Consider the following 26,976-nt stretch of genomic DNA (forward strand, 5'->3'; position numbering starts at 1 on the left):
CTCACGGGAAGAGCGGATTCCCGGGGTGAGCGGCTTCCGGGGAGCCGGGCCGCCCGTACGTACCGCCGTACGTACGGAGTGCCACGGTCACCCGGGATCTCTCAGGACCGGAGCCGGCTCAGACGGCCAGCTTCTGGCCCGGGAAGATCAGGTTGGGGTTGCCGCCGATGACGGACTTGTTGTTCGCGTAGACCGACTTCCAGTTCTTGCCGTGGGAAGCGGCGATCTTGGCGAGGGTGTCACCGGACTTCACGGTGTAGTTGCCCTCGGGGTTCGACTTCGGCGTGGACTTCTGGGCCGGGGCCGGGGTCTTGCGGGCCAGCTCCTCGCCCTGCTTGCGGGCCTCGGAGCGCGAGGTGTTCTGCGGGGCGGAGTAGGAGCGCTTCGACTTGTACGACTTGTGCGAGCTGCTGCCCTGCGACGAGCCGCCGTCGGCCTTGGCGTTCGCGTTGCCCTGGCCGAGGTGGCCGCCGGCGCAGGTCCAGGCACCCGGGCCCTGGATGGCGAGCAGGCGCTCGGCCGCGGCGATCTGCTGGCTCTTGCTGGCCTGGTCGGCGCGCGGGGCGTACTGGGTACCGCCGGCGGCGGCCCAGCTGGAGTTCGAGAACTGCAGGCCACCGTAGTAGCCGTTACCGGTGTTGATCGACCAGTTGCCACCGGACTCGCACTGGGCGACGGCGTCCCAGTTGTTGCCCGCGGCGGAGGCAGAGGTGGCGCCCATCAGCGGGACGGCCACAGCGGCACCGGCGACGCCCGCCAGCGTGGCGACGCGGACGGCCTTGGAGGGACGACGGTGCTTGCCCTTGGTGTTCAGCATGGTTGTTCCTCACCGACGCCTGCGAGGTGAGCTGTCGGGTTCGGGCCATGTGAGTTGCCCGGCCGTGTGTGCTTCACACATGGCTTCACCCCTAGCCGGTTGGACCCGCTTCCGCGGGCGGGGCCGGCGCTTACCTTGGGTCCCCCGCTCCTGCCTTCGGCGCTCTCGCGTCGAGTGACCTCCGACCACCGGCAGGATTCGGCGTGCGATCGAAGGGCCCGCTTTGGCGAGCGATGAAGACGGTAAACAGGAACACCCCGCGGGTTCAAACCCCTACATCTGAGGCCAGTTGACCCCCAGACATCACAGGATCATCACATTTCCGCAGGTCGCCGCAGGTTTGGAAACAACGGACGGGACGGTCACCGCGGTCCCGAACGAGATCCATGTCTCACTTTCACCAAAGCGGGCAAATACCTGCGAACTATCCCTGCTGGTCTCCGAGCTCAAGGCGCTGACCAGGGTGGATAAGGTCCGGATCGCCCCCGATGACGCCTTTGTTGGCCGCGTAGAGCGCCGGCCAGCCCCCGGTGACCCCGCGGTCCGCCGCGATGACTGACAGGTTGTCACCGGGCCGCACGGTGTAGTCGCCCGGCGCGCCCGGGTCCGTACGGTGCGCGTCGCCGCCCCGCGAGGGGTGCCCCCCGCCGGACCGGCCCGCGTCGCCGGAGCCCGTGCCCCCGCCGGCACCCGTGTCCGCGCCCGTACCCGCACCCGTGCCGGGCTGCTCGGCGGGCCGGCCGCGGTGCTTGCCCTGCGACGGGGGCGCGGTGGGGCTCGTGGAGGCGCCGTCGTCCGGGGTGGCCGGGCCGGTGGGCCGCGACGGGTCCTGCGTACGGCCCGTGCCGGACGGATCCGGCGTACGGGACGGGTCCGGGGTGCCGGCCGGGCCGGTGGGCGACGGCTTCGGCTCCGGGGTGCGCGTACCGCCGGATCCCGGCGTCCCGGACGGCTTGGACGGCTTGGACGGCTCGGACGAGGGCGGCGGGGTGGACGGGGACGGCGAGGAGGGCTCCGGGGACGGCGTCGCCGTACCGCCCGGGTCGACGTCCGGCCCGCTGCCCCCCTGCTTGAGCCCCGCGTTCACCGCGCAGCTCGGCCAGGTGTCGGGGCCGCGCGCGGCGAGGATCGACTCGGCGACGGCTATCTGCTGCGACCGGCTGGCCAGGTCGGGGCGCGAGGCGTACGACGGGCCGCCGTAGCGGTCCCACATCTCCTGGGTGAGCTGGAGCCCGCCGTAGAACCCGTTGCCGGCGTTGGCGCTCCACACCCCGCTGCTCTCGCACTGCGCGACGCGGTCCCAGGTGGCCGCGTCGGCGGCGTTGGCGCTGCTCGCGGCGAGCAGGGGCATGGCGAGGGCGCCGCCGGCGACTCCCGCCGTGACGAAGATGGCCGGAGCCTGGCGGGGGCGTCGGTGACGGCCGTTCCCGGAGCGCATGCGGTTGCCTTTCGAGCGGCGGTTGAGTTGTCGTCGAGAGGCCGGCACCGTCGGCTGCGTGGCCCGTGCGCTGCCGCGCCGCCCGCCCCGGCCTTTCAAACGGTTGAAAGTAGCGGGACGGCCCGTCCGTCACAAGCCGGTGTAGCGGAGATCACGCGCAGGTCACGGCCTGACGGGATGTCATGTACAGCGGGTGCGCGGAACCGCGTGTACGGGTACCGCGTCATCTCTGTACGGGGGTGAACTCCACCGGCAGGGCCCGCAGCCCGCGCATGATCAGTCCGCCGCGCCAGCGCAGTTCGTCCGGGTCGGCGCCGAGCCGGAGGTCCGGCAGCCGGTTCAGCAGGGTGGCTATCGCGGTCTGCCCTTCGAGGCGGGCCAGCGGCGCGCCCAGGCAGTAGTGGATGCCGTGGCCGTATCCGAGGTGCTGGTTGTCGCGGCGGGACAGGTCCAGGACGTCCGGCCCCGGGAAACGCCCGGGGTCGCGGTCGGCGGCGGCCAGGACGACCAGGACCGGGTCGCCCTCGGCGATCCGCTGCCCGCCGAGGGTGAGGTCCCGGGTGGCGAAGCGCCAGGTGGCCAGCTCGACCGGGCCGTCGTAGCGCAGCAGCTCCTCGACGCCGGTGGCGAGCAGCTCCTCGTCGCCCTCGGCGGCGGCCTTCTGGAGCAACTGCCGCTGCTCGGGGTGGCGCAGCAACTGGTACACGCCGTTGCCGATGAGGTTGACGGTGGTCTCGAAGCCGGCGAACAGGAGGATGAAGGCCATCGCGGCGGCCTCGTTCTCGGTCAGGTGCTCGCCGTGGTCGGAGGCGCGGATCAGGCCGGAGATCAGGTCGTCGGCGCCTTCGTCGCCCAGCGACTCGCGCTTGCGGTGGATCAGCTCGGCGAGGTAGCCGCGCATCTTCTTCACCGACCGGGCGACGCCGCCGCGCGGCCCGCCGCCGTGCCGGATCATCATCCCGGCCCAGTCGCGGAAGTCGTCCTGGTCCTCGCGCGGGACGCCGAGCAGGTCGCAGATGGCGTAGATGGGCAGCGGGAAGGCGAACTCGTGGATGAGGTCGGCCTCGCCGCGCTCCGCGAAGGAGTCGATGAACGCGTCGGTCAGTTCCTGTACGCGCGGCGCGAACCGGGCGATGCGGCGCGGGGTGAACGCCTTGGAGACCAGCCGGCGCAGCCGGGTGTGGTCCGGCGGGTCGATGTTGAGCAGATGGGTCATCAGGTTCGCGCCGCGTTCGCCGGGGATGCCGACCTTGCCCTTGCCGTGCGCGGCCTCGCTGTGGTGCACCGGGTTCTTCGACAGCCGGGTGTCGGCGAGCGCCTGCCGCGCGTCCGTGTACCGGGTCACCAGCCAGGCCTCGACGCCGCTGGGCAGCCGTGTCCGGTGTACGGGCGCGTGCTCGCGCAGCCAGGCGTACGCCGGGTACGGGTCGGAGGCGAACTCCCAGGTGAACAGTTCCGGGCAGGCGGGGGCGGCCGCGGGGCCGGTCACGGGGCAGGCGGGGGCGGCCGCGGGGCCGGTCACGGGGCAGGCGGGCCCGGCCCCGGAGGGGTCGGCGGGCCGCTCGCCGGCGGGGAGACCGGCAGCGGGGTTGGCGGGAGATTCGGCGGGGAGAGGGGTCTGCGGGCGCACCCCTCGACGTTAACCCCCGCCGAAGGACCCGCTGTGCCCGTCCTGCCAGCGCTTGCGCTCCCGGTCCTGGTCGTCGCCGTGCCGGGTGGGGGCGTTGCCGTAGTCCGGCAGTTCGTGCGGGGTCAGCCGGTGGTCGCCGTCGCGCGGCACCTCGTTCGGGTCGCGCAGCTCGCTCTCGTACCCGGTCGGGTTCTTGGGCGGTGTCGGCTGGGTCTCCGGCTCGGGCGGGTCGGGCTCACGGTCCCGGCGGCGCCTGCCGTAGACCACGGCGAGGATCAGCCCCGCGACGATGACGATCCCGGCGATCAGCGGACCGGTGCCGACGACCATGTCCCGCGTGAAGTCCACGGCCTGCTGGACGGAGGTCACGTCCTGGGCCGGTGTGGTCGAAGCGATCGTTGCTGCCATTGGACCCGGGTACCCGGGCGGGCGGGGACGATGCGCGGGCGGCCACGGCGCCCGCCCCGGAGGCCGCCACCCGTGCGAACGCCCTGGTCACCGGCTCGGGGTACGGGCTCATGTCCCCCGTACGGCCGATCCCGGGTCCGGCCGGCGTACGACGGGGTCCGGGTCCGGCCCGCGTACGGCAGGGCCCGGGTCCGGCTCGGAAGGGTCCACGCCCAGCGCGTCGAGGAAGGCCGCGGCCGCCGGGGAGGGCCCGCGGGCGCTCCAGACGACGCGTTCGACCCGGGCGGGCGCGTCGGGGACGCGCACCACGCTCAGCCCGGTCAGTTCCGCGGCGAACGCCAGCGGCACCATGCCGATGCCGAGCCCGGCGCGGACCAGCTTGGCCAGGAACTCCACGGTGGTCACCTCGAAGGCCACCTCGGTCGTCAGGCCCGCCGCGCGGAACGCCTCGTCCCGCTGGCGGCGCGCCGCCGACCCGGCCGTGAAGTCCACGAAGGTCTCCTCGGCCAGCCGCCGCAGGTCCGTCCACTCCCGGCCCGCCAGCGGGTGGTCCGGCGGTACGACGGCGACCAGCTCGCCGTGGGCCAGGGCCCGCTCCCGTACGCCCGGACTGCGGGCGCCGGGCACCAGGCCGACGAAGGCGACGTCCAGCGAGCCCTGCCGGACCTGGTCGATGAGCTGCTCGCTCATCTCCGTGCGCAGGCTGATGCGCACCTGCGGGTAGCGGGCGCGGTAGGCGCCCAGCTCGCGGGCCAGGTCGACGGCCGCGACGGTGGAGATCGCCCCCACTGCCAACCGGCCACGTACCTCGCCGACTGCCGCCTCCACCTCGGCGCGGGCCCGCTCGGCCGCCTCCAGCGCCTGCCGGGCGGCCGGCACGAACGCCTCCCCCGCGGCCGTCAGCCGCACGCTGCGGCTCGTCCGGTGGAAGAGCCGGGCGCCCAGCTCCTTCTCCAGGCGGGCGATCTGGTGGCTGAGCGCGGACTGCGCGACGTGGCAGCGTTCGGCGGCGCGGGTGAAGCCGCCGGTCTCGGCGACCGCGACCACGTACCGCATCTGTTGCAGCTCCATGGCGGGGAGCGTAGCCAGCCGGGAACGGCCGGCGGGGCGCATCCATCGTGTTTCGCGATGGATGCGATGAAAACTATGTGTTGGACTCATCGTCCGGCGCGGCGGAGGCTGAGGGTCCGAGCACCACCGAACGGGTGACGCGTCATGGAGAAAGGGACCCGATGGCTTCCCAGGTAGAGGGGCATCCCGGGCTGGGGCGCGGCACGCTGCTGCTGATGTCCGTGGCGACCGGCCTGTCGGTGGCGGGCAACTACTTCGCCCAGCCGCTGCTGGACGTCATAGGACACGACCTCCACCTGGGGGCGGCCACCGCCGCGCTGGTGGTGACCGTCGCGCAGGTCGGCTACGGGCTCGGGCTGCTGTTCCTCGTGCCGCTCGGTGACCTGCTGGAACGGCGGCGGCTGGCGGTGGGCCTGACCGCGGCCACCGCGGTCTTCCTGACCGTGACGGCGAGCGCCCCCAACGGGACGCTGTTGTTGGTCGGCACCGCCCTCACCGGTCTGACCTCCGTCGCCGCCCAGGTGGTCGTCCCGTACGCGGCCTCCCTCGCCCCGCCCGCCGAACGCGGCCGTACGGTCGGCACCGTCATGACCGGGCTGCTGCTGGGCATCCTGCTGGCCCGTACGGCCAGCGGGCTGCTGGCCGACCTCGGCGGCTGGCGCACCGTCTACTGGGTCAACGCGGGCCTGATGCTGCTGATGGCCGTACTGCTGCGGCTGCGGCTGCCCGCGCTGCACACCGGCGCCGGACTGCGCTACCCCGCGCTGATCCGCTCCACGCTCGCCCTCTTCGGGCAGGAACCGGTGCTGCGCCGGCGGGCCGCGCTCGGCGCGCTGTCCTTCGCCGCGTTCAGTGTGCTGTGGACGGCGATGGCCTTCTTGATGTCCGGCCCCTCCTACGGCTGGTCGGAGACGGCGATCGGGCTGCTGGGCCTGGTGGGCGCGGCCGGGTCGCTGTCCGCCTCGGCCGCCGGCCGGCTGGCCGACCGGGGGCTGGCCCACCGGGTCACCGGCGCGGGCGCGTTCCTGCTGCTCGGTTCCTGGGCGCTGCTGGCGGCCGGGGGCGCGGGCGGTGCCTGGTCGCTGGTGGCCCTGCTGGCCGGGGTGGTCGTCCTGGACGCGGCGGTGCAGGCGGTGCACATCAGCAACCAGAACCTGGTCTACGCGGTGCGCCCGGAGGCCCGTAACCGCCTCAACTCCGCCTACATGACCAGCTACTTCGTCGGCGGCGCGGCCGGCTCGGCGCTCACCTCGGCGGTATGGGGCGCGGCCGGCTGGGCCGGGGTGTGCGGCGTGGGCGCGGCGGTGAGCGCGGCCGTGGCCGCCGTCTGGACGGCCGATCGGCTGCGGAACCGGGGCGCCCGGTCCAGGGCTCAGTCCCCGGCGCCGGAGGCAGCCTCCTCGGCGGAGCGGATCACGTCCCGGTAGGCGCGGGCGGCGGCGCGCAGCGCGGTCTCCGGGTCCGTGCCGGCAGCCTCGGCCCGTACGGCGAGAGCGAGCAGCTCGTACCCGATGCCCTCGCCCGCCGGGAGGGCGTCGATACCGGCCGCACGCGCCCGCGAGGCCAGCTTGCCGGCCAGCGCCAGGGCGGGCTGGCCGAGCGGGATGCCCTCGGTGACCGAGGCGCGCTGCTTCTCGGCCGCCTTCGTCCGCGTCCAGTGCTCCTTGACGTCCTCGGGGGTGTGCGCCTCGTCCTCGCCGAAGATGTGCGGATGGCGGTGGATCAGCTTCTCCACGATCGTGCCCGCCACGTCGTCGACGGAGAACGGCTCGTCCGGGTCGTCCTGCGCGATCCGGGCGTGGAAGACGACCTGGAGGAGCACATCACCCAGCTCCTCGCGCACCGCCTCCCGGTCGCCGTCCTCGATGGCCTCGACCAGCTCGTACATCTCCTCGATGCCGTACTTCGCCAGGTCCTGGTGGGTGCGCACCGCGCTCCACGGGCAGCCCCGGCGGATCCGGTCCATGACCTGGACGAGGTCGAGCAGGCGGGCGCCCGGCAGGTCGTACGAGCCCGGCAGCAGCTCCAGGTCCGGCATGGTCTCCCGGCCGGAGCCCGCCATCCGGGCCAGGCCGTCGGTCAGCTCCGAGTCACCGTCGGCCGAGGTGATCACGACCGCCGTACGGTTCCCGGCCCGGCAGAACTCCACCAGCTCACGGGCGCCCGGCACCTCCGTACCGACCGCGACGCCCGCCTCGCGCAGATACGGCAACTGCGGGTGGGCGGCGTCGGCGCACAGCACGAGGCCGGCGGCGCGCAGCGTCTGCCACGCGGGCCAGGACAGCAGGCCGGGCGCGACCCGGTGGCTGGTCGTGAGCAGGACCAGGCGGCCGGGGGCCGGGGCCTGCGGAGTGCCGGGGGCGTCGGTGGCGTCAGCGTTCACCCGACGAACGTAACGCACGACCTCGTACGCGCTCCGCCCCCGGCCGGGTCATGACCCGGGCTCTCAGGTCTGCTGCGGCCCCGCGCCCGTCACGTCCTTGACCCACGGCTCCTTCGTCCCGCCGAGGACGACCTGACTGTCGTCCCACTTCCCGTAGCGCGGATTGACGTCGATGCGCATCTTCCGGGACGTCTCGGCGAGCGACTCGGCGAGCCGCTGCTGGCCCCGCGGCTGCCCCCGGTCGGCGCCGATGCTCTTGGCGACGCCGTCCAGCAGCAGCTGGTTGCGGACCACCGCGTCGATCTCGCCGGGCGCGATGGCCTGCTGGAGCCACATCTCCTTGAGCCGGTCCGCGCCCCCCGCGCTGCGCTCGGCAGCCGCGCGCCACTGCTGCACGTCCCGCCGGGAGACGGTGACCCCGGCGTCCTTCGCGCCGCGCTCCAGCACCCGGTCGAAGATCATGCCGTTGAGGGTGGCCGGGCTCAGTTTCCCGGTGTTCTCCACCAGTTGGGCGGCCTGCGGGGACTTCTCCTGGGCGGCGCGTACGTCCCGTACCCGCGACTGGAGCTGCGAGACACTGATCCGCTGCCCGTCCACCACGGCCGCGGCGCCGGGGTGCGCCTCCGTGCCGCAGGCCGTGAGCAGCGGGGCGGCCAACAGGGCGGCAGCGGCGGAAACGGGAAGCGCGGTCCTACGGCGGAACATCAAGCCTCCTGGCAGGGTGCGAACGGTGCGGCGACGTGCGGCTCTTCCAACCTGGCAAAACTGGCGTTGATCGATGCCGATGCTAAAGAGTCCGCGTGGTCCGGGCCACTGATTCGACCAACGAGTTGCCCGGGAGGCGGTTTCTCTTCGGGGACGGGGAAGGTACGGGATTCAACCGCGTACCTGGCCCAGCCAGTACAGGGTGCGGCGGACCTCCGCCGGGAAGGCGCCGTGCGGGCCGTGCAGGCGTTCCGCGTCGTGCAGGAGGCGGGAGAGGGTTTCCTGGGCGGCGCCGCGCTCGCCGAGGGCGAGCAGGAGGTGGCCGATGGAACGCCGGATCTCCAGGGGCCTCATGGGGTCGTCCGGGTAGCGCTCGAAGTGCGGCAGCAGGGCCCGGTACTCGCCCAGTGCCTGGGTGACCTCGCCCAGTTGCTCCAGGCACTGCGCGGCCTCGTAGTGGAACTGGAGCGCCTGCCGGGCCGATCCCGGGCCGGTGTCGCGGCCGAATTCCTCGGCCAGTGCGCGCAGTTCCGGCAGGGCCCGGCGGTACTGGCCGTCGTCCATGAGGGTGGCCGCGTACTGCTTGCGCAGGGTCCGTACGACCGGCGAGTGGGCGCCGTGCCGGGCGGCGGCGGCCGGGAGGATGCCACCGAGGATGTCCACGGCGTGGGTGATACGGCCCTGGTCCAGGAGGCGTTTGACCTCGTCCACGGCCGCGGCGACATCGGGGCCGCCGGTGCCGGAGGTCCGGGGGTCGGTGGTTCCCGGGGCCCGGAAGCCCCCGTTTCCCAGGGACATCCGCGGGTCGGCGCCCACGGGCGGGTACGGGGGCGGCGGGGCGTGGGCGGCGGGTGCCGCGGCCGTCTGCTGCGGTACGGCGGGCGCGGCCACCACCGGCTGCGGGGCCGGAGGTGTCGCCGCGCGGGCGGGCCACGGCGCGTGCGGGTGCAGGAACGGGCGGGTCGGATCCATCGGCGCGCCCGTGCCCGTACCGGCCCGGCCCTGCGCCGCGGTGGGCAGCAGCGGCACCAGTGCCTGGTAGACCTCCTGCGCGTCGGCGGGGCGCTCCTGCGGGTCCTTGCCGAGCAGCCGCAGGACCAGCGCCTCCAGTTGTTCGGGCACGTCCGGCCGGAGGCGGCGCACCGGCACGGGCGGCTCGTAGAGGTGGCGGTGCAGCACGCCCAGCGCCGTGGAACCGGCGAACGGCACCTCGCCGCTGAGCAGCTCGTGCAGCAGCACACCGAGCGCGTACAGATCCGTGTACGGACCGACCGCGCCGCCCATCGCCTGCTCGGGCGCCATGTAGGCGGGGCTGCCGATGGGTGAGCCGGTGCTGGTCAGGCGGGTGGTGTCGGTGTCCAGGGCGGCGGCGATGCCGAGGTCGAGGACGGTCAGCGTGCCGTCCGGCTTGACCATCACGTTCCGCGGTTTCAGGTCGCGGTGGATGATCGGCACGGCGTGCACGGACGCCAGCACGGCACACAGCTGCGCCGCCACGCTGACCGCCCACGGCCAGGGGTACGGCTCGTGCTCGGCCAGGTGGTCGGCGAGGTCGGCGCCCTCGACGTACTGCATGACGAGGTAGAGGTCGTCGCCGTCGCTGCCCGCGTCGTGGACGGTGACCAGGCCGGGGTGGTCGACCTGCGCGGTGACGCGGCACTCGCGGACGAAGCGGCGGCGCATCTCCTCCGCGTCGGGGGTGCCGGACACCCGGTCGGGGCGCAGCAGTTTGACACCGACGCGGCGGTCGAGGCGGCGGTCGTAGGCGATCCAGACCTGGCCCATGCCGCCTTGGCCGAGCAGTGCGGAGAGCTCGTAGCGCTCGGCGACGACACGTCCGTTCAACGGCCCTCCTCCTTGCGGAGGTAGTCGCTCAGCTCGTCCAGTTCGGCGCGCACGCGGTCGATGCGCTGGGGCTGGGGGTGCGGGTGGGGCTGCTGGTGGGGCGGCTGCTGCGTTCCGGTGTACGGGTTCGGGGCGGGCGGCATGGGGGCCGGGGCGGGAGCCTGGGCCTGGACCTGGGGCGGTCCGGGGTAGCCGTACGCCGCGCCGTCCGGCCCGGGGTAGCCGTACCCCGCACCGTCCGCACCGGGACAGCCGTACCCCGGCGCGGGGGCCGGTCCGGGGGCCGAGCCGGGGTAGCCGTACGCCGGAGCCGTCCCCCGGGCCCCGTGCGCCGGCCAGTCGGCCGTGACGCGCTGCGCGCGCCCGTCGACGACGAGGTAGTACACGACGGCCCCGGTCATCTGGAGGAGGATCAGCGCCGCGCCGGCGTTCGACTGCCAGGAGTTCTCGTCATGGCCGCCGGCCAACGCGATCGCGGCGAAGACGAGGGCCAGGTCCGCGCCGAACACCCACCAGCCCAGCGGCCGCCGCTGCACGAGCGCGGCGCGCAGCAGCGTCACCCAGGCCAGGAAGCCGAGGCTGAGCACGGCCAGCGCCACGAAGACCACCCGCAGCAGGACGACCGTCCTGTGCGACGCGGGACGGTGCGGCGGTGCTGCCGGGACGGGGCCGTGCATGACTGCTCCTGACGGATCGAGGCCCGGCGTGGGGCGGTGGTGTGCGGTGCCGGGACATGCTCGGATGCGTGAGATCGAGCGTATATACGACTCCGCTGGGGCCGCCGGGGTTGTAGGGAATCAGCCGGGCGTCACCGAACCGTCCGTCAGGCCGTCGTGGAGCCCCTGGACGAGCTGTTCGCCCAGGCGGGCGGCGAGGCGCAGGGCCTCCTCGAAATCGGCCAGTTCGCGAAAGCGCCGTCCGTAGCGGAGCTGGTCGGCCAGCGGCAGCCGGGGGAGCTGGAGGCGGCGGACGTCCAGACGGGTGGCGGTGGACGCGTAGCTGCTGGCCTGCCGGGTGTTGGCGGTGCCGCGCAGGAACCCGGCGAGGAACCACGAGTCGAGGGCGGCCGGGTCGGGCCGCAGGAGGAAGAGGTTGCGGCCGAGGGCGGCGCCCGCGGTGGCCTCGTCGACGACACGGGCGACGGCACCGCCGCCCAGGACGGGCACCACGACGTCCCCGGCCGCCACGAGGACGGGCTCCTCGGCCGGTGCGGCGCCGCCCTCGGGCAGCACGCCGCTGGGCGCCGTGCCGCCGATCACGTCGTGCTCGGTGAGGACGGCGGGCGCGGCGTCCGCGGTCGCGGTGCCGGGGCCGCCGGCGCGCAGCACGAGGGCGCCGGCGCGGGCGAGTTCCCCGACGGTGGTCAGCGGCCAGCGGGCGGGCGCGGACTCGGGGCCGCCCGCCGCTTCCGGGGTCAGTTCGGCCGTACGGGACAGGGTGGCGGCCAGCCGCTGCCGGACGGTGGCCAGTTCGGCGAGGCCGCCGGCGGCCGAGGGGGGCGGCAGGTGGCGGGCCGGGGCCAGGTCCACGTCGTCGCCGATCAGGTCGATGGCGGCCAGCGAGCGCCGGACGCCGGGCTGTTCCTCGACCTCGCCGTCCCGGTCGAACGCTTCCCACGCCTCCAGCGCGGTGGTCCGTACGGCCTGCCAGTCGGGCTTGTCCCGGCCGGGAGCGCCGCCCGCGGTGAGGGCCGCGGTGTCGACGACGAGCAGGTGCGGCGAGGGCTGGGCGGCGGCGCCCGGCCTGCGCAGGACCCACAGGTGCAGCGGGATGCCGTACGGCGGCGCCGCCCCGGCGGGCAGCGCGATCACGGCGCGCAGGGCGCCGCGGCGCAGCAGGTCGGCGCGGATACGGCGGCCGGAGCGGCGGGACGCGGCGGCGGGCGGCATCAGCAGGACGGCGGTGCCGCCCTCACGCAGCCGGGCCAGCGCGTGCTGCACCCAGGCCAGTTCGGACTCCGTACGGGCCGGGAAGCCGTACTCCCAGCGTGGGTCGTAGGCCAGTTCGTCATGGCCCCAGTTGCGTTCGTTGAAGGGCGGGTGGGCGAGGACGGCGTCGGCGGCCAGCTCCGGGAAGGCGTCGGCGCGCAGGGTGTCGGCGGCGTGCACACGCACCTGGGCGGCGGGGGCGTGCAGCGCCAGGCGCAGCGCGGTGAGCGCGGCCAGGTCCGGGTCGGCCTCCTGCCCGTACAGCTCCGCGGTGTCCTCGGCGGCGTCCGCGGCCGCGTCCAGGAGGCTGCCGGTGCCGCTCGCCGGGTCCAGGACGGTCCGGGCCGGTCCGGCCAGCGCGGCCATCAGGGCGGCGGGGCCGGGCGGGGTGAGGGTGTACTGCCGGGGGTTGGCGTCCAGGTGACGGCCCAGCAGGAACTCGAAGGCGGGTACGGCGCCGTCCTCGCCGGTGGCGAGTTCCGCGGTGGCCCGCACGAGGGCGGCGGACGGCAGGAGGGCGTCCCGGGTCAGGCCGTGCACGGGGTGGTGGCGCCCCAGGTGGGCGGCGAGGACCGAGGCGAGGGGGGCGGGCAGCAGGCCGGCCAGCTCGGTGTCGTCGGCGGCCGCGTTCAGCCGGCGCCAGGCGGCGGGCCGGTCGCGGACGAAGAGCAGGACGGCGCCGGCGTGCCGCAGGGCGGTGGCGGCGCCGGCCGGGTGTGAGACGAGCTGCTGCCAGACCCGTTCGCGCAGCGGCACCTCGGCGAGTTTGCCCTGGGCGCGCAGCCAGTGCTCGACGTCGGCGAGGGCGAAGGTGGGGCTGGTCTCCGTACCGCCGACGGGCCGGGGGAAGCCGGTGTGCCGACGGCGCCAGTTGCTGACCGCGGCGCGGCCGACACCGGCCAGCCGGGCGATGCCGGCGGCGGTCACCTCGGTCACGGGCCCGGGGGGCGCGCCGTCGGTCGGTCCGCTGTCCGTCGCCGCTGTCTCCGCCACCTTGCCGGCTCCCGTCCGCTCGCGCCTGACCTGCCTGTGACGCCGAGCATACCCACGAATACGACCCCACCCTCTTCACGGCGTGAATTGACCCCACCTTGTTAACCGTGTTGACTCGGTTCACAGGTAGTGCTGTTATTGACCCACCGCACCACCGGTTCACACGGCGGAACCGGCTCACCCCGGCTCGTGGCGCACCCCGGTGCCCTGAACCGCCGATCTCCCGCTCCAGCGCCCGGAAGGGGCCGTATCTCCATGTCGCACCAGATGCACCACCCGCACGCGCCGCAGGCCCCGACGGGCATGCCGCCGCAGCAGGCCGCCCGCAACGGGCTGGGCATCGCCGCCCTCACCCTCGGCATCATCGGCACCCTGAGCGGCCTGATCCCGCTGCTCTTCTGGCTGGCCGGCATCCTCGGCGTACTGGCCCTGATCTTCGGCCTGGTGGGACTCGGCAGGGTCAAGCGCAGGCAGGCCACCAACAAGGGCGTGGCCCTGACCGGCACGATCTTCGGCGTCCTCGCGCTGATCGCGTCGGTGGCCGGCCTGGTGATCACCGTGACCGCGGTCGACCAGGCGGTGAAGGAGGTCAACAAGGCGCTCGACGGCTCGGAGGCCAAGCCGAAGGACGGCGGCGCGTCCGCGAAGGAGTACAAGGGCGGCGCCACCGCCGTCTACGGCACCGGGCTGAACGTCACCGTCTCCAAGCCGGCCTCCTACACCGCCGACGAGTTCGCCCTCGGCCACAAGCAGGGCAACAAGTCCTACAAGGTCACCGTGCGCCTGGAGAACAAGGGCACCAAGGACGTCACCGGCGACCTGGTGACCGTCGAGGCGCGGGCCGGCAAGGACGGCAAGACCGCCGAGCGGATCTACGACGGCAAGACCGACTCCGGCTTCAGCGGCACCCTGACGGCCGGCAAGACCGCCACCGCCGACTACGCCTTCGACGTGCCGGCCGGCGCGAAGACCCTGGACGTCGAGGTCCGCCCCGGCTTCGACCACAAGGCCACCCACTGGCAGCTCACCCTCTGACGGCCCGGCGCCGTTCGGCCCGCACCCGACGCCCCGGGTGCGGGCCCCGCACACCACACAGGCCGCCGGCCCGGAACCGCAGCACGCGGAACCGGGCCGGCGGCCTGTCGCACACCGCCCGCGCCGTCCCTACTTGGCGGCGAACCGCTCCGGCGCCTCCGTCGGCCCGCCGCCCGCCGGCAGCTTCAGCTTCGGGCACCCGCCGAGCACCCGGGTCATCGCGTCCTTCTCCCCCTGCGTCACCCACAGTCCGTACTTCTTCTTCACCGCCACCTGGTGCGCCACGTAGTCGCAGCGGTACGCCTTGTTGGCGGGCAGCCACGTCGCCGCGTCCCCGTCGCCCTTCTGCCGGTTGGCGGAGGAGTCGGCGGCGATCAGGTTCAGCGGGTCGTTGGCGAGCGCGACGCGCTTGCGGCCCGGCCACTGCTGCGCGCCCTTCTGCCACGCGTCCGACAGCGCCACGAGGTGGTCTATGTCCACCTTGCTGCGCCCGCGCTCGTACTGGACCGCCCGGCCGGTGTACGGGTCCTTCTTCAGCGTCCCGGAGGCGACCTTGCAGTGCCCGTCGGTGAACCGCACCTCCGTCAGGTCCCGCTTGAGGATGTCGTCGCGGGTCCCGCAGTGGTTGCCGTCCGTGTCGGCCCAGGCGGTGCCGAAGCGGGCGCGGGCGTAACCGGTCTTGGGGGCGCGGCCCTTGACGGTGAGCGTGCCGACGGCGTGCAGCGCGGTGCCGCCCGCGGCGGGAACGGACGACGCCGGGCCGCCGTCTTCTCCCGTACCGCCCCCTTTGCCGCCGCCGGGTGTGCAGCCGGTGAGGGCGAGCAGCGCGGCCAGTCCGGCCGCGGCGACGGCGCCGCCGCGGCGGGTGCCGGGCAGGGTCCTGGTGCGGAGCGACGATGCGGTCCGTATCCGGTGCAAGAGGGACATCCCATCTCAAAACAGGCGACAAATACCGGCCGGTTCAGCGGCCTCGGATATCTTTTCGGAAGTTGAGAGTAAGGACGCCCATGGACACGGCCGCAGCAACCGCGACCAGCGGCAGGACGACGCCCGTGCCCGTCACCGGAAGCGGCCGCGCACCGGCCCCCGGCCGCCTCCGCGCCCGGACCGCCACCCTGCTCGGCCCGCGCCTGCTCCCCTACTGGACCGCCGCGGCCTTCTTCGTCCTGTTCGCCACGGTCTCCGTCCTGCGCTTCCGCTCGATGGCGACATCCTCCTGGGACCTCGGCATATTCGAGCAGGCCGTACGGGCCTACGCGCACCTGCGGGCCCCCGTCGCCGACCTCAAGGGCCCCGGCACCAACATCCTCGGCGACCACTTCAGCCCCGTCCTGGCCCTGCTCGCCCCGCTCTACCGGCTCTTCCCCGGCCCCCAGACACTGCTGTTCGCGCAGGCGTTCCTCTTCGCGCTCTCGGCCGTGCCGGTGACCCGGATCGCCGTCCGCGTCCTGGGGCAGGGCCGCGGCCTGGCCGTCGGCGTCGCGTACGGACTGTCCTGGGGCCTGCAGAAGGCCGCCGACTTCGACTTCCACGAGGTCGCCTTCGCCGTACCGCTGATCGCCTTCGCGCTGGAAGCGGTGCTGCGCGGCCGCTGGACCGCGGCGGTGTGCTGGGCGGCACCGCTCGTCCTGGTCAAGGAGGACCTGGGGGTGACCGCCGCCGTCATCGGCGCGCTGATCCTCGTCCGCGCGCGGCGCGCCGTGCCGCTCGCCGTCGGACTCGTCGCCTTCGGCCTCGCGGCCACCGCCGTCACCCTCGGCGTGATCATCCCCGGCTTCAACGGGTCCGGCTCGTACGACTACTGGACCAAGCTCAGCGGCGCCGGCGGCCCGGCGCCCCGCATCCCGGCGGACACCGCCGTACGCACCCTGCTCTGGCTCCTCCTGCCCACCACCGGCCTGCTCGCCCTGCGCTCCCCCCTGCTGCTGGCCGCGCTGCCCACCCTCGGCTGGCGGTTCCTCTCCCACGAACCGCACTACTGGGGCATCGACTGGCACTACAACGCCGTCCTGATGCCGGTGGTCTTCCTCGCCCTGGCCGACGCCCTGCCGCGCACGCTGGCCTCCGCGCGCCCCTGGCTCCGCGCCTACGCCCACCACCTGCCGGCCGCCGCACTGGCCGCCGCGCTGGCCCTGACCACCACCCTCCCCCTCGCCCGCCTCACCGAGGCCGGCACCTACCGCAAACCGCCGTCCGTGACGGCCGCCGAGCACCTGCTGGAACGTATCCCCGACGGCGCCACCGTCGAGGCCGACATACGGCCCATCTCCCGCCTGACCGACCGCACCCGGGTCTTCTGGATAGGGGACACCCGCGGCATCGACCCCGACTACGTCGCCGTGGAGCTGAATGACGGCCGCAAGCCCGAACAGGCCCTGGAGGACGCCCGCAAGCGCCACCCCAAGGCCGTGTACGGCATCCTCGGGGTGGCCGGTGACGTCACGGTAATCCAGCGGACAGGCCGGCTCTGACTCCGTACGGTGGCCCGATGACCACCGGCCCGTCCCGCACCCGCACCGACGTCGTCGTCCTGAACGGCGGCTCCAGCTCCGGCACGTCCACCCTGATCCGGCAGCTCCAGGAGGTCCTGCCCCGGCCCTGGCTGACGTTCGGCGTCGACTCCTTCATCGAGGCCCTGCCACCCTCGCTCGTCGTACCGGAGGCGTCCGACAGCGCACCGGGCCTCGGCCTCGCCCCCGACGGCAGCATCACCGTCGGCCCGGTCTTCCGCGCCCTCCAGAACGACTGGCAGGAAGGCGTCGCCGCCGTCGCCCGCACGGGAACCGGCGTCCTCCTGGACGAGGTCTTCCTCGGCGGCGCCGAAGGCCAGGAACGCTGGCGCCGCACGCTGAAGGGCCTGTCGGTGCTGTGGGTCGGCGTGCGCTGCGCCCCGGAGACGGCCGCCGCCCGCGAGGCCGCGCGCGGCGACCGGATCACCGGCATGGCGGCGTCGCAGGCCGAACTGGTCCACCGGGGCGTCAGCTACGACGTCGAAGTGGACACCGGCGTCACCGATGCCCTTACGTGCGCACGGCGGATAGCCGCGTACGTGGTGTGAGGGCGGCCGGGCGGCGGGGGCTCACCGTCGGTGCGGGCGCCCGGCCGGCACCGCTCACTGCCAGTGCGGGCGACCGCTCTGCATCTCGCAGCTCAGCGTCGCGCCGTGGGCGTCCTTCGTCGTCAGGCCGAGGTGGGCCTTCTTGCAGAACTGGCCGCGGCGGTAGTGGTTGCCGGACGGCGCGAGGATCACGTCGCCGGACGCGTCGCTCCCGGAACCGCCGGAACCGGAGCCGGAACCCGATCCGGAGCCGCCGGAGGACGAACCGCCGGAGCCGGAGCCGGTCCCACCGGAACCGGAGTCCGAACCTCCGCCGGTCCGGTGCGTCTTGCGCGCCGGCGCGGGCGGTTCGGCCGCCTCGGGTGTGGGCGTGGGCGCGGCGGCCGACGGCGTGGCGCTGGGGCTCGGGCTCTCGGTCGGCGACGCGGACGGCGAAGGCGTGGCGGACGCCGAGGCGGAGGCTGTCGCGGACGGGCTCGCCGCGCCGTCCTTGTCCGCTCCGCCGTCCGGTGTGCATCCGGAGAGGGCGATCAGGGCCGCGGTGATCAGGGAGGCGGCGGACAGGGCGGCGCGGCGGGGTCTTATCACGGTGGGAACATCCAGTTCTCTGCGGTCGGGTGGCCCCGTGCGACGCGCGGGGCAGCCCGACCATAGAGCGATATCTTCTACCGGTCACCGTCAAGGTGCCTGAATCGGGCGGAAGACGGCACAAAGACCGGCAGGCCCGCCATGGCGTCAGACGGTCGCGCCGCGCCTCAGCCGAAGGTGGAGCGCATCTCGTCCGCGACGTTGTGCTGTCCGGTGACCACCTCGGCGCCGGAGCCGGACCCGTCGGACGGGGACTCGGCGTCCACGACCGTCACGGTCTCCGCGATGAGACGCAGCATGTTGACGTACACCGGCAGATCGGTCAGCGACGGGGTGCTGAGGGAGAGCGTCAGCAACTGGGCGCGGCTCGGTACGGGGATCTGCGCGTCCACGCGGGCGATGCCGAGCGGCTCAGCGCCCTCGGCCGGCACCCATTCCGAGCCGTGGAAGGACACCACGCACGGCCCGGCGGGCACCCGCGTCACACTGACTTCCGTCGTGGTGTGGGACAGCGCCTCCGCCAGACCGGTGGCGACGAGGTCGGCGTCGGTCGCGTCCGCGTCGTCGAGCCGGGCGACCACCGACGCCGTACTGACGCGGTCGTCGTCCATGCCCACGAAGCAGACACCGGCGTAGAACGCCCCGTCGTCGGCGAAGGACTCGGCCATCTCGTCGTACACGGCCGCCATGGTGTCGCGCTGGAGATCGGTCCCCTCGGACCAGACGAGGTCCGCCATCTCCCGGATGCAGTCCGCACGGTAGGCGACGTCGCCTTCGAGGCCGAGGGTGTGGAACCCGTCCGGTATCTCGATCTGGAGCTGGGTGGAGTTCTTCATGGCTTTCCGGAGGGGGTGGTGGGGGGTGGTGTCGGATGCATGCGCGGATGCGGGATGGCCAGGACGAGGCCGTGGCGCTCTTTCGGGGCCAGGCCGTTCCCCGTAGAGGTTCCGGGCGCGAGGATCCGCCAGCCGTCCGCCCGCGCGATGCGCCGGGCGGCCTCCGGACCGCATCCGCGGTAGTGATGTACAGGAACCATGAACGCCACGTCGGCACCGCTGCCCGAGCGCTCCCCGCCTTCCGCTCTGATGAGCCTGACCATGTACTTGATACGTGCCCGGACCCGGTGCTCGACCAGCCCTCCCGGCGACACCGAGAACTTCGTCGCTTCCTCACGCAGCGTGGGCAGGAGCGCCCGGAAGTGCTCCTCCCAGCGCCCCGGGTCCCGGCTCCATTCGCGAGCGAACCGCCGGGGGCCGAGGTAGTCCCGGAACGCGAAGTGGAAGTGGGGTTTGTTGTCGCCGGACGCGTCCCCGAGGAACGCGATGACGTAATAGGCCACCATGAGCGCCACCTTGGCGGGCACCACCAGCCACTGCAGCACGAACCACACCAGGAGCCAGATCCGGGAAAGGTGTGCGGGCCCGCCGCTCTTGTCCTGTCGGTGGTTCACGCTCACCCCTCGTTCGCGGTCTGGTACATACCCACCCCGGCGCCGACGGCGCCCTGCCCGACGAGCGGGCCTTTGGACCACCAGGACATGGGGTCGAGTGTGCCGTCCGCCCGGACCGCCGCCTTGAAGGAATCGAGGTCCTTGACACCGGGGATCTTCTCCAGCGTCTTCGCCCAACCCTGTTCTTTGATACCCGACCCCATGGTGTGGCCGACGTGTTCCTCCCAGGCCAGCTTCATGCGGTTGGAGAACCCGCCGTTTGCCTCGAAGACCCGCCCTGCGTGGCGTTCGATGCCAAGGATGGGATCCGCCCCCGCGAGGTCGCTACTGCGGGCCGCGCCCCGCTGCACCAGCCCCTCCAGACGGTTCACCTTGGCCACCTTGTCCACGTCGTCCACATGCCGGCCCGCTTCCTCCACCCACCTGGTCCCCACCCGCACCTTGACCTTCCCCATCGCCCCCACCTTGGCGAACTTGCCGAACGGCACCACCCCGAGCGCGTCCATGCCCAGATCCGTCCAACTCACCTTGGCCCCGCCCAGCTTGGCCCCGGCGTGGGCCGCCAGTGAGCCCAGGGACAGCGCGCCGCCCGCCAGGGCGAGGGCGCCGGACAGGGGCGGGCACCACATGGTGAGGAGGGAGAGGACGCCCAGGACGCCGGCGATGTTGCCGAGCCAGTCGCCGATCGTCTTCAGCAGGTCGGCGTGTTTGACGCACCATTCCTTGATGGCGTGGCCCATGCGCTTGAAGGCGTCGCCGAGGCGCTCGAAGAGGCTGATGTCCGGGGCGTTCTTGTTGGCCTTGCGCAGCCGGTCGGCGACGTCCCGCGCGTCGGACTGGTGGTGTTCGAGGAGTTCCTTGGCCTTCTTGATGATGTCGTCGAGCTCGTCCTTGGCCGCGTCGAGGCGCTTGCCGACGCTGTCGAGCTCCTGGCCGGCGGTCTTCAGGCGGGCCTGGGCGGCGTCCAGCTTGCTCTGTGCCTCGTTGAGCGCCGCCTGGTCGGTGTAGTACTGGCCGGCGAGCCGGAAGGCCGGGGCCGAGGCGGCCTGGTTGTAGTCGTTGGTCGCCCGGTCGTGGGCCGCCTCCTGCGTCTTGATGCGTTCCTTGGCCGCCTTGGCCTGCGCCTCGTACTGGCGGGCCGTGTTCTGGTAGCCGGACAGCTTGCCGCGCCAGCCGCCGAGCTGGGTGGACGCCTGCTTCAGCGCGTCGACGCTGTCGGAGAGGGATTTCGGCAGGTCGCCGACGTGCTGGGTGAAGGCGTTCGCCGCCAGGCCCTCCCACGTCTTGCCGCCCTTGGCGATGCCCATCAGCGTCTTGTGGGCGCTCTCCAGGCCGCCGGACGCACGGTTGATCTTGTTGCTGAGGTCCTCGACGCTCTCGACCTTGCCCGGGGCCGGGTTGAAGCCGAGGCCGGGGAATTCCTTGTCGTCGCTCATCGGGCACCCGCCCCGGGGGCGGCCGACGGGGACGGGGACGGTGCCGACGGCCGCGGGCCGGCCGGGTACCCGCCCACATTGGGCGGTGCCGGCCGGCCCGGCATCGGCGGGGCCGCGCCCTTGGTCATGGCGTCCCGGATGGCCTTTTCCGTCTCCTCGTAGTTGTTCTTGGTGGCCTTCAGCTTCTCCTCGATCTGCTGGGTACCCTTCGCGATCTTCTTGATCGCGTCGTCCCAGCTGTCGTGGAATTCGTCGCAGGCGTGGTCGAGAGCCACACTGCCCGTGCTTTTCGGCCCCACGTGCTCCAGGGCGTTGAGCGCCTTCTCCATGTCCTCGCGCCCGGTGCTCAACTGCCGTAGAAGCTGGTCGAGCTCATGCGTCTCGACCTGGAACTTGCTGCCCAACGCTCTCCCCCGTGTCTCGTGCGGTCTGCCACGGCATCGTAATCAATCACCGTGACAGCGGAACCGCCCCGGGCAATTCCGCTCCGGCTCCTCCGGAAGACGGCAGTGCGCGCCCGGCCGGGCACCCCGGCCGGTCATCCCGCCCGGCCGGGCAGAGCCGTCAGGACCCCAGGATCGACGTCAGGAACTCTCCGACCCATGCCAGCAGGTCCCGCCCGACCAGCGGCTTTCCGCCGATCTTGCCGGTGGACGGGCGTGGCACCAGGGCCTGGCGGGTGGCGGGCTTGAGGACCGTACGCGGGTAGAGGCGCTTGAGGCGCAGTTCCTGGGACTCGCGCAGTTCGACCGGGCCGAAGCGCACGTTGGAGCCCTGGAGCGTGATGTCCGTGACCCCGCAGGAACGGGCGAGCATCCGCAGGCCGGCGACCAGGAGGAGGTTCTCGACCGGCTCGGGCAGCTTGCCGTAGCGGTCGGTCAGCTCCTCGCGGACGGCCGCGATGTCCTCCTCCGAGGACGCGGCGGCGATCGCCCGGTACGCCTGGAGGCGCAGCCGCTCGCCGGGCGCGTAGTCGTGCGGGACGTGCGCGTCCACCGGCAGCTCGATCTTGACCTCCAGCGGCGGCTCCTCCTCCACGCCGCCCTCCAGGGACGCCCGGTAGTCGGCGACGGCCTCGCCGACCATCCGTACGTACAGGTCGAAGCCGACGCCCGCGATGTGCCCGGACTGCTCGCCGCCGAGGAGGTTGCCCGCGCCGCGGATCTCCAGGTCCTTCATGGCGACGTACATGCCGGCGCCCATCTCCGTGTGCTGGGCGATGGTGGCCAGGCGTTCGTGCGCGGTCTCCGTCAGGGGCTTCTCGGGCGGGTAGAGGAAGTACGCGTAACCGCGCTCCCGGCCACGGCCGACGCGCCCGCGGAGCTGGTGCAGCTGGGACAGGCCGAAGTTGTCGCCGCGTTCCACGATCAGGGTGTTGGCGTTGGAGATGTCGATGCCGGACTCGACGATCGTCGTGGACACCAGCACGTCGAACTTCTTCTCCCAGAAGTCGACCACGACCTGTTCGAGCTGGGCCTCGCCCATCTGTCCGTGCGCGGTCTGGATGCGGGCCTCGGGCACGATCTCGCGGAGCCGGGCCGCGGCCCGGTCGATGGACTCGACGCGGTTGTGGATGTAGAAGACCTGGCCCTCGCGCAGCAGTTCACGCCGGATGGCCGCGCCGATCTGCCGGTCCTCGTACGGCCCGACGAACGTCAGGACCGGGTGCCGCTCCTCCGGCGGGGTGGTGATCGTGGACATCTCGCGGATGCCGGTCACCGCCATTTCGAGCGTACGGGGAATGGGCGTGGCGGACATCGTCAGCACGTCCACGTTGGCGCGCAGCTTCTTCAACTGCTCCTTGTGCTCGACGCCGAACCGCTGCTCCTCGTCCACGATGACCAGGCCCAGGTCCTTGAATGTGGTCTCGGAGGAGAACAGCCGGTGGGTGCCGATGACCAGGTCGACCGAACCGTCCTTGAGCCCTTCGAGGGTGGCCTTGGCCTCGGTGTCGCTCTGGAAGCGGCTCAGCGCCCGCACGACGACCGGGAACTGGCCGTACCGCTCGGTGAACGTACCGAAGTGCTGCTGCACCAGCAGCGTCGTCGGCACCAGGACCGCGACCTGCTTGCCGTCCTGGATGGCCTTGAACGCCGCCCGCACCGCGATCTCGGTCTTGCCGTACCCGACGTCGCCGCAGATCAGCCGGTCCATCGGGACGGACTTCTGCATGTCCTCCTTGACCTCGGCGATCGTCGTGAGCTGGTCGGGCGTCTCCGCGTACGGGAACGCGTCCTCCAGCTCCCGCTGCCAGGGCGTGTCCGGGCCGAAGGTGTGGCCGGGCGCCGCCATCCGCGCGGAGTACAGCTTGATCAGGTCGGCGGCGATCTCCTTGACGGCCTTCTTGGCGCGCGCCTTGGTCTTCGTCCAGTCGGCGCCGCCGAGGCGGTGCAGCGTCGGCGCCTCACCGCCCACGTACTTGGTGACCTGCTCAAGCTGATCGGTGGGGATGTACAGGCGGTCGCCGGGCTGGCCGCGCTTGGCCGGCGCGTACTCCACCAGCAGGTACTCGCGAGTGGCGCCCTGGACCGTGCGCTGCACCATCTCGATGTAGCGGCCGACGCCGTGCTGCTCGTGGACGATGAAGTCGCCCGCCTGGAGGGTCAGCGGGTCGATGGTCTTACGGCGGCGGGCCGGCATCCGGCCCAGCTCCTTGCTCGCCGACTTCTGGCCGGTCAGGTCCGTCTCGGTCAGCACCGCCAGCTTCAGGCCCGGGTCGATGAAGCCGTTGTCGAGGCAGCCGCACGAGACGTGCACGACCGACGGGGACAGCTCGCCCAGCTCCGGGTCGAGACGGGCCGCGATGTTCTCGTCGCCCAGCACCTCGACCGTACGGGCGGCTGGGCCGTGCCCCTCGGTGATGAACACCGACCGCCAGCCGTCCGCGATCCAGCGCTTGGTGTCGGCCAGCGCCCGCTGGGTGTCGCCGCGGTACGTCTCCGGGGCGTGCATCCCCAGCTTGAGGGTGTCCTCGTCCAGCTCCTCGTCGGCGGCGAACGGGCTGACCGTCCACCACATCATGCCCAGCTCGCGGGCCCGGTCCCGGACGTCCGCGATGCCCCAGAGGGAGGCCGCGCCCACGTCGATCGGCGCCTCGCCGCCTCCCGCACTGGCCGCCCACGACGCCTGGAGGAACTCCTGGGAGGTGGCCACCAGGTCGGCCGCGCGCGTCCGCACCCGCTCCGGGTCGCACACCACCGTCATGCTGCCCTCGGGCAGCACGTCCAGCAGCAGCTCCATGTCGTCCACCAGCACCGGGGCCAGCGACTCCATGCCCTCGACGGCGATCCCCTCGGCGATCTTGCCCAGCAGCTCGCCCAGCTCCGGGTGCTGCTCGGCAAGGTCCGCCGCGCGCGCCCGCACCTGGGCGGTCAGCAGCAGCTCACGGCACGGCGGCGCCCACAGGCCGTGCTCCGCCACCTCCAGGGACCGCTGGTCGGCGACCTTGAAGTAGCGGATCTCCTCGACGTCGTCGCCCCAGAACTCGATCCGCAGCGGGTGTTCCTCGGTCGGCGGGAACACGTCCAGGATGCCGCCGCGCACCGCGAACTCGCCGCGCTTCTCGACCAGTTCGACCCGCGCGTACGCGGCGGCCGCCAGCCCGTCCACGACCTCTTCCAGGTCCGCCGTCTGCCCCGTCCGCAGCGCCACGGGCTCCAGGTCGCCCAGGCCCTTGACCTGCGGCTGGAGCACGGAGCGTACGGGCGCGACGACCACCTGGACCGGGCCCGCGGTGGGGTCGTCCTGGCTGGGGTGGGCGAGGCGGCGCAGCACCGCGAGGCGCCGGCCGACGGTGTCCGAGCGCGGCGAGAGCCGTTCGTGCGGCAGCGTCTCCCAGGACGGGTACTCCACCACCGCGTTCTCCTCGCCGGCCGGCATCAGCGAGCGCAGCGCGGCGGCCAGGTCCTCGGCCTCCCGGCCGGTGGCGGTCACCGCCAGGACCGTACGGGAGCTGCGGCGCGCGAGGGCGGCGATGGAGAACGGGCGGGCGGCGGGCGGGCCGACCAGGTCCACCTGGGGACGGTTGCCGTCCGCCGCGGCCCGCACGGCTTCGGCGAGCGCCGGGTCCTGGGCGACGGCGTCGAGCAGACCAGTCAGGCTCATGAGAATGGCTTTTCCGTCCCGGTGAGGCGAACAACGCGAGCAGCCCGGCACGTGCGACGGGCCGGGTTTCCCCAAGAGTACGACTCCCTGCTGACACCCGCGTTCCACTCGCCCCGGCGACCCGCCCCACCCGGGCGCGAAGTCCCGTTCCGGTCGCGGCGTCTCCATGGAAGGGTGTCACGTACACGCAAAAGCCGAGGGGGGCATGTGAGCCAGCACAGCGGGAGCGGTCACCGCACGAGCGGCCGGACGGCAGCGGAAGGGACGGCGGGAGCAGGGGCGGCGGGGGCAGGGAGCAGCACCGGCCGGGGCGCGGAGGCCGGCGGGGGCGCAGGGGCCCGGAGAGGCGCGGGGGCCGGGGCGGACGCCCCCGTACCTCCGATACCCGGCACCCCCGCGGGGCGCGGCCGGGTCGTGGCCGCCCTGATGCTCTGCATGGCGCTCGCCGCGCTCGACTCGACGATCATCGCGACCGCCGTCCCGCAGATCGTCGGCGACCTCGGCGGCTTCGCCGTGTTCTCCTGGCTCTTCTCCGGATACCTGCTCGCCGTCACCGTCACCCTGCCCGTCTACGGCAAGCTCTCCGACACCTTCGGCCGCAAGCCCATCCTGATCACCGGCGTGATCGTCTTCCTCGTCGGGTCGCTGCTGTGCGCGGCCGCCTGGAACATGGCCTCCCTCATCGCCTTCCGCGTCCTCCAAGGGCTCGGCGGCGGTGCCCTCCAGGGCACCGTCCAGACCGTCGCCGCCGACCTCTACCCGATGAAGGAACGGCCCAAGATCCAGGCCAAGCTGTCCACCGTCTGGGCGACCTCCTCGGTCGCCGGCCCCGCCCTCGGCGGCCTGCTCGCCGCGTACGCCGACTGGCGCTGGATCTTCCTGGTCAACCTGCCGGTGGGGGTCCTCGCGCTCTGGCTCGTCGTACGGCACTTCCGTGAATCGCTGCCCGCACGGGACCGTACCGGGCGCCCCCGTATCGACTGGCCCGGCGCACTCGCGATCTTCGCCTGCGGCGGCCTGCTGCTGACCGCCCTCGTCCAGGGCGGTGTCGCCTGGCCCTGGCTCTCCGCCCCCTCGCTGCTGTTCTTCGCGGGCAGCGCGCTCTGCGGCGCCGCCACCGTCCTCATCGAACGCCGCGCCGCCGAACCGATCATCCCGGGCTGGGTCTGGCGCCGCCGGACGATCTCGGCCGTCAACCTCGCGCTCGGCGCGGTCGGCCTGCTCATGGTCGCGCCGACCGTCTTCCTGCCCACCTACGCCCAGGCCGTACTGGGCCTGGGCCCGATCGCGGCCGGTTTCGTGCTCTCCACCATGACCCTGAGCTGGCCGGTGTCCGCCGCCCTGAGCAGCCACGTCTACAACCGCGTCGGCATCCGCACCTGCTCCATGATCGGCATCGGTGCCGCCACCCTCGTACTGCTCACCTTCCCGCTGCTCCCCTACCCCGGCGCCGCCTGGCAGCCCGCGCTGCTGATGTTCGCGCTCGGCGCCGTCCTCGGGATCTTCCAGTTGCCGCTGATCATCGGGGTGCAGTCCTCGGTCGGCTTCGAGGAGCGCGGTACCGCGACCGCCTCGATCCTCTTCTGCCGCCAGGTCGGCCAGTGCGTCGGCGCCGCCCTCTTCGGCGCCGTCGCCAACGCCACCCTCAACGGCCGGCTGGCCGCCGCGCCCACGGACATCCGGCCGGGACTGCCGGACGACCTGGACTCCGTCTCGCACGCACTGGCCAGCGCCGGCACCCTCACCGACCGGGCCGCCGACTACCTGCGGCGCGCCGTGGACGCCACCGTCGAGCACGTCTACCTCGGTGCCGCGGCCGCCGCCGCTCTCGCCTTCCTGATCCTGCTGTTCCTCGCGCCACGCCGCTTCCCGGTCCACGGAGAGGCGGGCGGCGGGCCGGAGGACACGTCCGAGGACGAGCCCGGGGGCGGGGCCACTACAGGCGGTACGGGTGGGACTGCCGGGGCGGGCGGCACACCCGGGGCAGGCAGTACAGGCGGGACGGATGGCACACCCGGTACGGCCATAGAGCAGCCGCCCCTCAAGCAGCCGGTCGCCGACTCCGCCAGCGGCTGACTGACAGCGCT

22 protein-coding genes and 1 riboswitch are annotated in these 26,976 nt (G+C 73.2%); of the genes, 5 read left to right on the forward strand and 17 right to left on the reverse strand.

Going from position 1 to position 26,976, the window contains the following annotated elements; all coding sequences use genetic code 11:
* Window positions 1–118 precede the first annotated feature (118 nt).
* The 5 genes from ACZ4QV_RS08885 to ACZ4QV_RS08905 form a co-directional block, all read right to left on the reverse strand.
* Window positions 119–817, reverse strand: a complete 699-nt coding sequence (locus ACZ4QV_RS08885) for a transglycosylase family protein (protein ID WP_361149912.1) — start codon at window positions 815–817, stop codon at window positions 119–121.
* Between the two features lies 1 nt (window position 818).
* Window positions 819–989, reverse strand: a riboswitch (cyclic di-AMP (ydaO/yuaA leader).
* 252 nt (window positions 990–1,241) lie between these two features.
* The gene (locus ACZ4QV_RS08890; protein WP_361149909.1) at window positions 1,242–2,255 is read right to left on the reverse strand and encodes a transglycosylase family protein; all 1,014 of its coding nucleotides are present in this window, start codon (window positions 2,253–2,255) and stop codon (window positions 1,242–1,244) included.
* A 223-nt stretch (window positions 2,256–2,478) separates the two neighbouring features.
* Window positions 2,479–3,777, reverse strand: a complete 1,299-nt coding sequence (locus ACZ4QV_RS08895) for a cytochrome P450 family protein (RefSeq protein ID WP_467762808.1) — start codon at window positions 3,775–3,777, stop codon at window positions 2,479–2,481.
* Between the two features lie 117 nt (window positions 3,778–3,894).
* Window positions 3,895–4,293: a DUF6479 family protein gene (locus tag ACZ4QV_RS08900; protein ID WP_361149906.1), complete on the reverse strand. Its 399-nt coding sequence runs from the start codon at window positions 4,291–4,293 to the stop codon at window positions 3,895–3,897.
* 108 nt (window positions 4,294–4,401) lie between these two features.
* Entirely contained in the window at window positions 4,402–5,364 is a 963-nt protein-coding gene (locus tag ACZ4QV_RS08905; RefSeq protein WP_361149904.1) for a LysR family transcriptional regulator, read from the reverse strand.
* 161 nt (window positions 5,365–5,525) lie between these two features.
* Here ACZ4QV_RS08905 and ACZ4QV_RS08910 point away from each other — a divergent pair, with 161 nt between their 5' ends.
* Window positions 5,526–6,791, forward strand: coding sequence for an MFS transporter (locus ACZ4QV_RS08910; RefSeq protein ID WP_361149901.1), 1,266 nt, complete (start codon window positions 5,526–5,528; stop codon window positions 6,789–6,791).
* Here ACZ4QV_RS08910 and ACZ4QV_RS08915 read toward each other — a convergent pair.
* The 5 genes from ACZ4QV_RS08915 to ACZ4QV_RS08935 all read right to left on the reverse strand — a co-directional run bounded on the left by ACZ4QV_RS08915 (window position 6,737) and on the right by ACZ4QV_RS08935 (window position 13,152).
* Window positions 6,737–7,747, reverse strand: a complete 1,011-nt coding sequence (locus tag ACZ4QV_RS08915) for a nucleoside triphosphate pyrophosphohydrolase (protein ID WP_361149899.1) — start codon at window positions 7,745–7,747, stop codon at window positions 6,737–6,739. The two genes, ACZ4QV_RS08910 and ACZ4QV_RS08915, sit on opposite strands and share 55 nt — an antisense overlap.
* A 63-nt stretch (window positions 7,748–7,810) precedes the next feature.
* Window positions 7,811–8,452, reverse strand: a complete 642-nt coding sequence (locus ACZ4QV_RS08920) for a SurA N-terminal domain-containing protein (RefSeq protein WP_361149897.1) — start codon at window positions 8,450–8,452, stop codon at window positions 7,811–7,813.
* Between the two features lie 171 nt (window positions 8,453–8,623).
* Window positions 8,624–10,297: a protein kinase domain-containing protein gene (locus tag ACZ4QV_RS08925; protein ID WP_467762724.1), complete on the reverse strand. Its 1,674-nt coding sequence runs from the start codon at window positions 10,295–10,297 to the stop codon at window positions 8,624–8,626.
* Window positions 10,294–10,974: a hypothetical protein gene (locus ACZ4QV_RS08930; protein WP_361149893.1), complete on the reverse strand. Its 681-nt coding sequence runs from the start codon at window positions 10,972–10,974 to the stop codon at window positions 10,294–10,296. The genes ACZ4QV_RS08925 and ACZ4QV_RS08930 overlap by 4 nt, the downstream gene beginning before the upstream one ends.
* Before the next feature lie 120 nt (window positions 10,975–11,094).
* Window positions 11,095–13,152, reverse strand: a complete 2,058-nt coding sequence (locus ACZ4QV_RS08935; RefSeq protein ID WP_467762809.1) for an N-6 DNA methylase — start codon at window positions 13,150–13,152, stop codon at window positions 11,095–11,097.
* Window positions 13,153–13,473: 321 nt separating this feature from the next.
* Here ACZ4QV_RS08935 and ACZ4QV_RS08940 point away from each other — a divergent pair, with 321 nt between their 5' ends.
* On the forward strand, window positions 13,474–14,253 hold the full coding sequence (locus tag ACZ4QV_RS08940; protein ID WP_361149891.1) for a DUF4190 domain-containing protein: 780 nt from the start codon (window positions 13,474–13,476) through the stop codon (window positions 14,251–14,253).
* A gap of 129 nt (window positions 14,254–14,382) precedes the next feature.
* Here ACZ4QV_RS08940 and ACZ4QV_RS08945 read toward each other — a convergent pair whose 3' ends face one another.
* Window positions 14,383–15,180, reverse strand: a complete 798-nt coding sequence (locus ACZ4QV_RS08945) for an HNH endonuclease family protein (RefSeq protein ID WP_361149889.1) — start codon at window positions 15,178–15,180, stop codon at window positions 14,383–14,385.
* 80 nt (window positions 15,181–15,260) lie between these two features.
* Here ACZ4QV_RS08945 and ACZ4QV_RS08950 point away from each other — a divergent pair, with 80 nt between their 5' ends.
* Together ACZ4QV_RS08950 and cpt are read left to right on the forward strand one after the other, a co-directional pair.
* Window positions 15,261–16,724: a DUF2079 domain-containing protein gene (locus ACZ4QV_RS08950; protein ID WP_361588587.1), complete on the forward strand. Its 1,464-nt coding sequence runs from the start codon at window positions 15,261–15,263 to the stop codon at window positions 16,722–16,724.
* 17 nt (window positions 16,725–16,741) lie between these two features.
* Window positions 16,742–17,311: a chloramphenicol phosphotransferase CPT gene (gene cpt / locus ACZ4QV_RS08955; RefSeq protein WP_361149885.1), complete on the forward strand. Its 570-nt coding sequence runs from the start codon at window positions 16,742–16,744 to the stop codon at window positions 17,309–17,311.
* 54 nt (window positions 17,312–17,365) lie between these two features.
* Here the strand turns inward: cpt and ACZ4QV_RS08960 are convergent, their stop codons facing one another.
* The 6 genes from ACZ4QV_RS08960 to mfd all read right to left on the reverse strand — a co-directional run bounded on the left by ACZ4QV_RS08960 (window position 17,366) and on the right by mfd (window position 24,889).
* The gene (locus ACZ4QV_RS08960; RefSeq protein WP_361149883.1) at window positions 17,366–17,899 is read right to left on the reverse strand and encodes a hypothetical protein; all 534 of its coding nucleotides are present in this window, start codon (window positions 17,897–17,899) and stop codon (window positions 17,366–17,368) included.
* A gap of 167 nt (window positions 17,900–18,066) precedes the next feature.
* Window positions 18,067–18,735: a hypothetical protein gene (locus ACZ4QV_RS08965; RefSeq protein WP_361588589.1), complete on the reverse strand. Its 669-nt coding sequence runs from the start codon at window positions 18,733–18,735 to the stop codon at window positions 18,067–18,069.
* Window positions 18,732–19,349: a hypothetical protein gene (locus tag ACZ4QV_RS08970; protein WP_361588591.1), complete on the reverse strand. Its 618-nt coding sequence runs from the start codon at window positions 19,347–19,349 to the stop codon at window positions 18,732–18,734. Before ACZ4QV_RS08970 ends, ACZ4QV_RS08965 begins: the two co-directional genes overlap by 4 nt.
* A gap of 2 nt (window positions 19,350–19,351) precedes the next feature.
* Window positions 19,352–20,785: a putative T7SS-secreted protein gene (locus tag ACZ4QV_RS08975; protein ID WP_361588593.1), complete on the reverse strand. Its 1,434-nt coding sequence runs from the start codon at window positions 20,783–20,785 to the stop codon at window positions 19,352–19,354.
* On the reverse strand, window positions 20,782–21,189 hold the full coding sequence (locus ACZ4QV_RS08980) for a WXG100 family type VII secretion target (protein ID WP_361149873.1): 408 nt from the start codon (window positions 21,187–21,189) through the stop codon (window positions 20,782–20,784). The genes ACZ4QV_RS08975 and ACZ4QV_RS08980 overlap by 4 nt, the downstream gene beginning before the upstream one ends.
* A 160-nt stretch (window positions 21,190–21,349) precedes the next feature.
* Window positions 21,350–24,889 (reverse strand): transcription-repair coupling factor, encoded by a 3,540-nt coding sequence (gene mfd, locus ACZ4QV_RS08985; RefSeq protein WP_361149870.1) that lies wholly within the window; start codon window positions 24,887–24,889, stop codon window positions 21,350–21,352.
* A 381-nt stretch (window positions 24,890–25,270) separates the two neighbouring features.
* On the opposite strand from mfd, the gene ACZ4QV_RS08990 reads away from it, so the two are divergent.
* Window positions 25,271–26,965 carry an MFS transporter gene (locus ACZ4QV_RS08990; RefSeq protein ID WP_361588673.1) on the forward strand — a complete coding sequence of 565 codons (1,695 nt, stop codon included), beginning with the start codon at window positions 25,271–25,273 and terminating at the stop codon, window positions 26,963–26,965.
* Window positions 26,966–26,976: the final 11 nt, after the last annotated feature.

The sequence above is a fragment of the Streptomyces sp. NPDC026394 genome (assembly GCF_055567735.1).

Excerpts from the sequence above, each read along its gene's own strand:
- cpt (WP_361149885.1), top strand. The coding sequence starts at position 16,742 with ATGACCACCGGCCCGTCCCGCACCCGCACCGACGTCGTCGTCCTGAAC.
- ACZ4QV_RS08910 (WP_361149901.1), top strand. The coding sequence starts at position 5,526 with ATGGCTTCCCAGGTAGAGGGGCATCCCGGGCTGGGGCGCGGCACGCTG.
- ACZ4QV_RS08945 (WP_361149889.1), bottom strand. The coding sequence starts at position 15,180 with ATGTCCCTCTTGCACCGGATACGGACCGCATCGTCGCTCCGCACCAGG.
- mfd (WP_361149870.1), bottom strand. The coding sequence starts at position 24,889 with ATGAGCCTGACTGGTCTGCTCGACGCCGTCGCCCAGGACCCGGCGCTC.
- ACZ4QV_RS08900 (WP_361149906.1), bottom strand. The coding sequence starts at position 4,293 with ATGGCAGCAACGATCGCTTCGACCACACCGGCCCAGGACGTGACCTCC.
- ACZ4QV_RS08950 (WP_361588587.1), top strand. The coding sequence starts at position 15,261 with ATGGACACGGCCGCAGCAACCGCGACCAGCGGCAGGACGACGCCCGTG.
- ACZ4QV_RS08890 (WP_361149909.1), bottom strand. The coding sequence starts at position 2,255 with ATGCGCTCCGGGAACGGCCGTCACCGACGCCCCCGCCAGGCTCCGGCC.
- ACZ4QV_RS08905 (WP_361149904.1), bottom strand. The coding sequence starts at position 5,364 with ATGGAGCTGCAACAGATGCGGTACGTGGTCGCGGTCGCCGAGACCGGC.
- ACZ4QV_RS08885 (WP_361149912.1), bottom strand. The coding sequence starts at position 817 with ATGCTGAACACCAAGGGCAAGCACCGTCGTCCCTCCAAGGCCGTCCGC.
- ACZ4QV_RS08940 (WP_361149891.1), top strand. The coding sequence starts at position 13,474 with ATGTCGCACCAGATGCACCACCCGCACGCGCCGCAGGCCCCGACGGGC.
- ACZ4QV_RS08920 (WP_361149897.1), bottom strand. The coding sequence starts at position 8,452 with ATGTTCCGCCGTAGGACCGCGCTTCCCGTTTCCGCCGCTGCCGCCCTG.
- ACZ4QV_RS08965 (WP_361588589.1), bottom strand. The coding sequence starts at position 18,735 with ATGAAGAACTCCACCCAGCTCCAGATCGAGATACCGGACGGGTTCCAC.
- ACZ4QV_RS08975 (WP_361588593.1), bottom strand. The coding sequence starts at position 20,785 with ATGAGCGACGACAAGGAATTCCCCGGCCTCGGCTTCAACCCGGCCCCG.
- ACZ4QV_RS08930 (WP_361149893.1), bottom strand. The coding sequence starts at position 10,974 with ATGCACGGCCCCGTCCCGGCAGCACCGCCGCACCGTCCCGCGTCGCAC.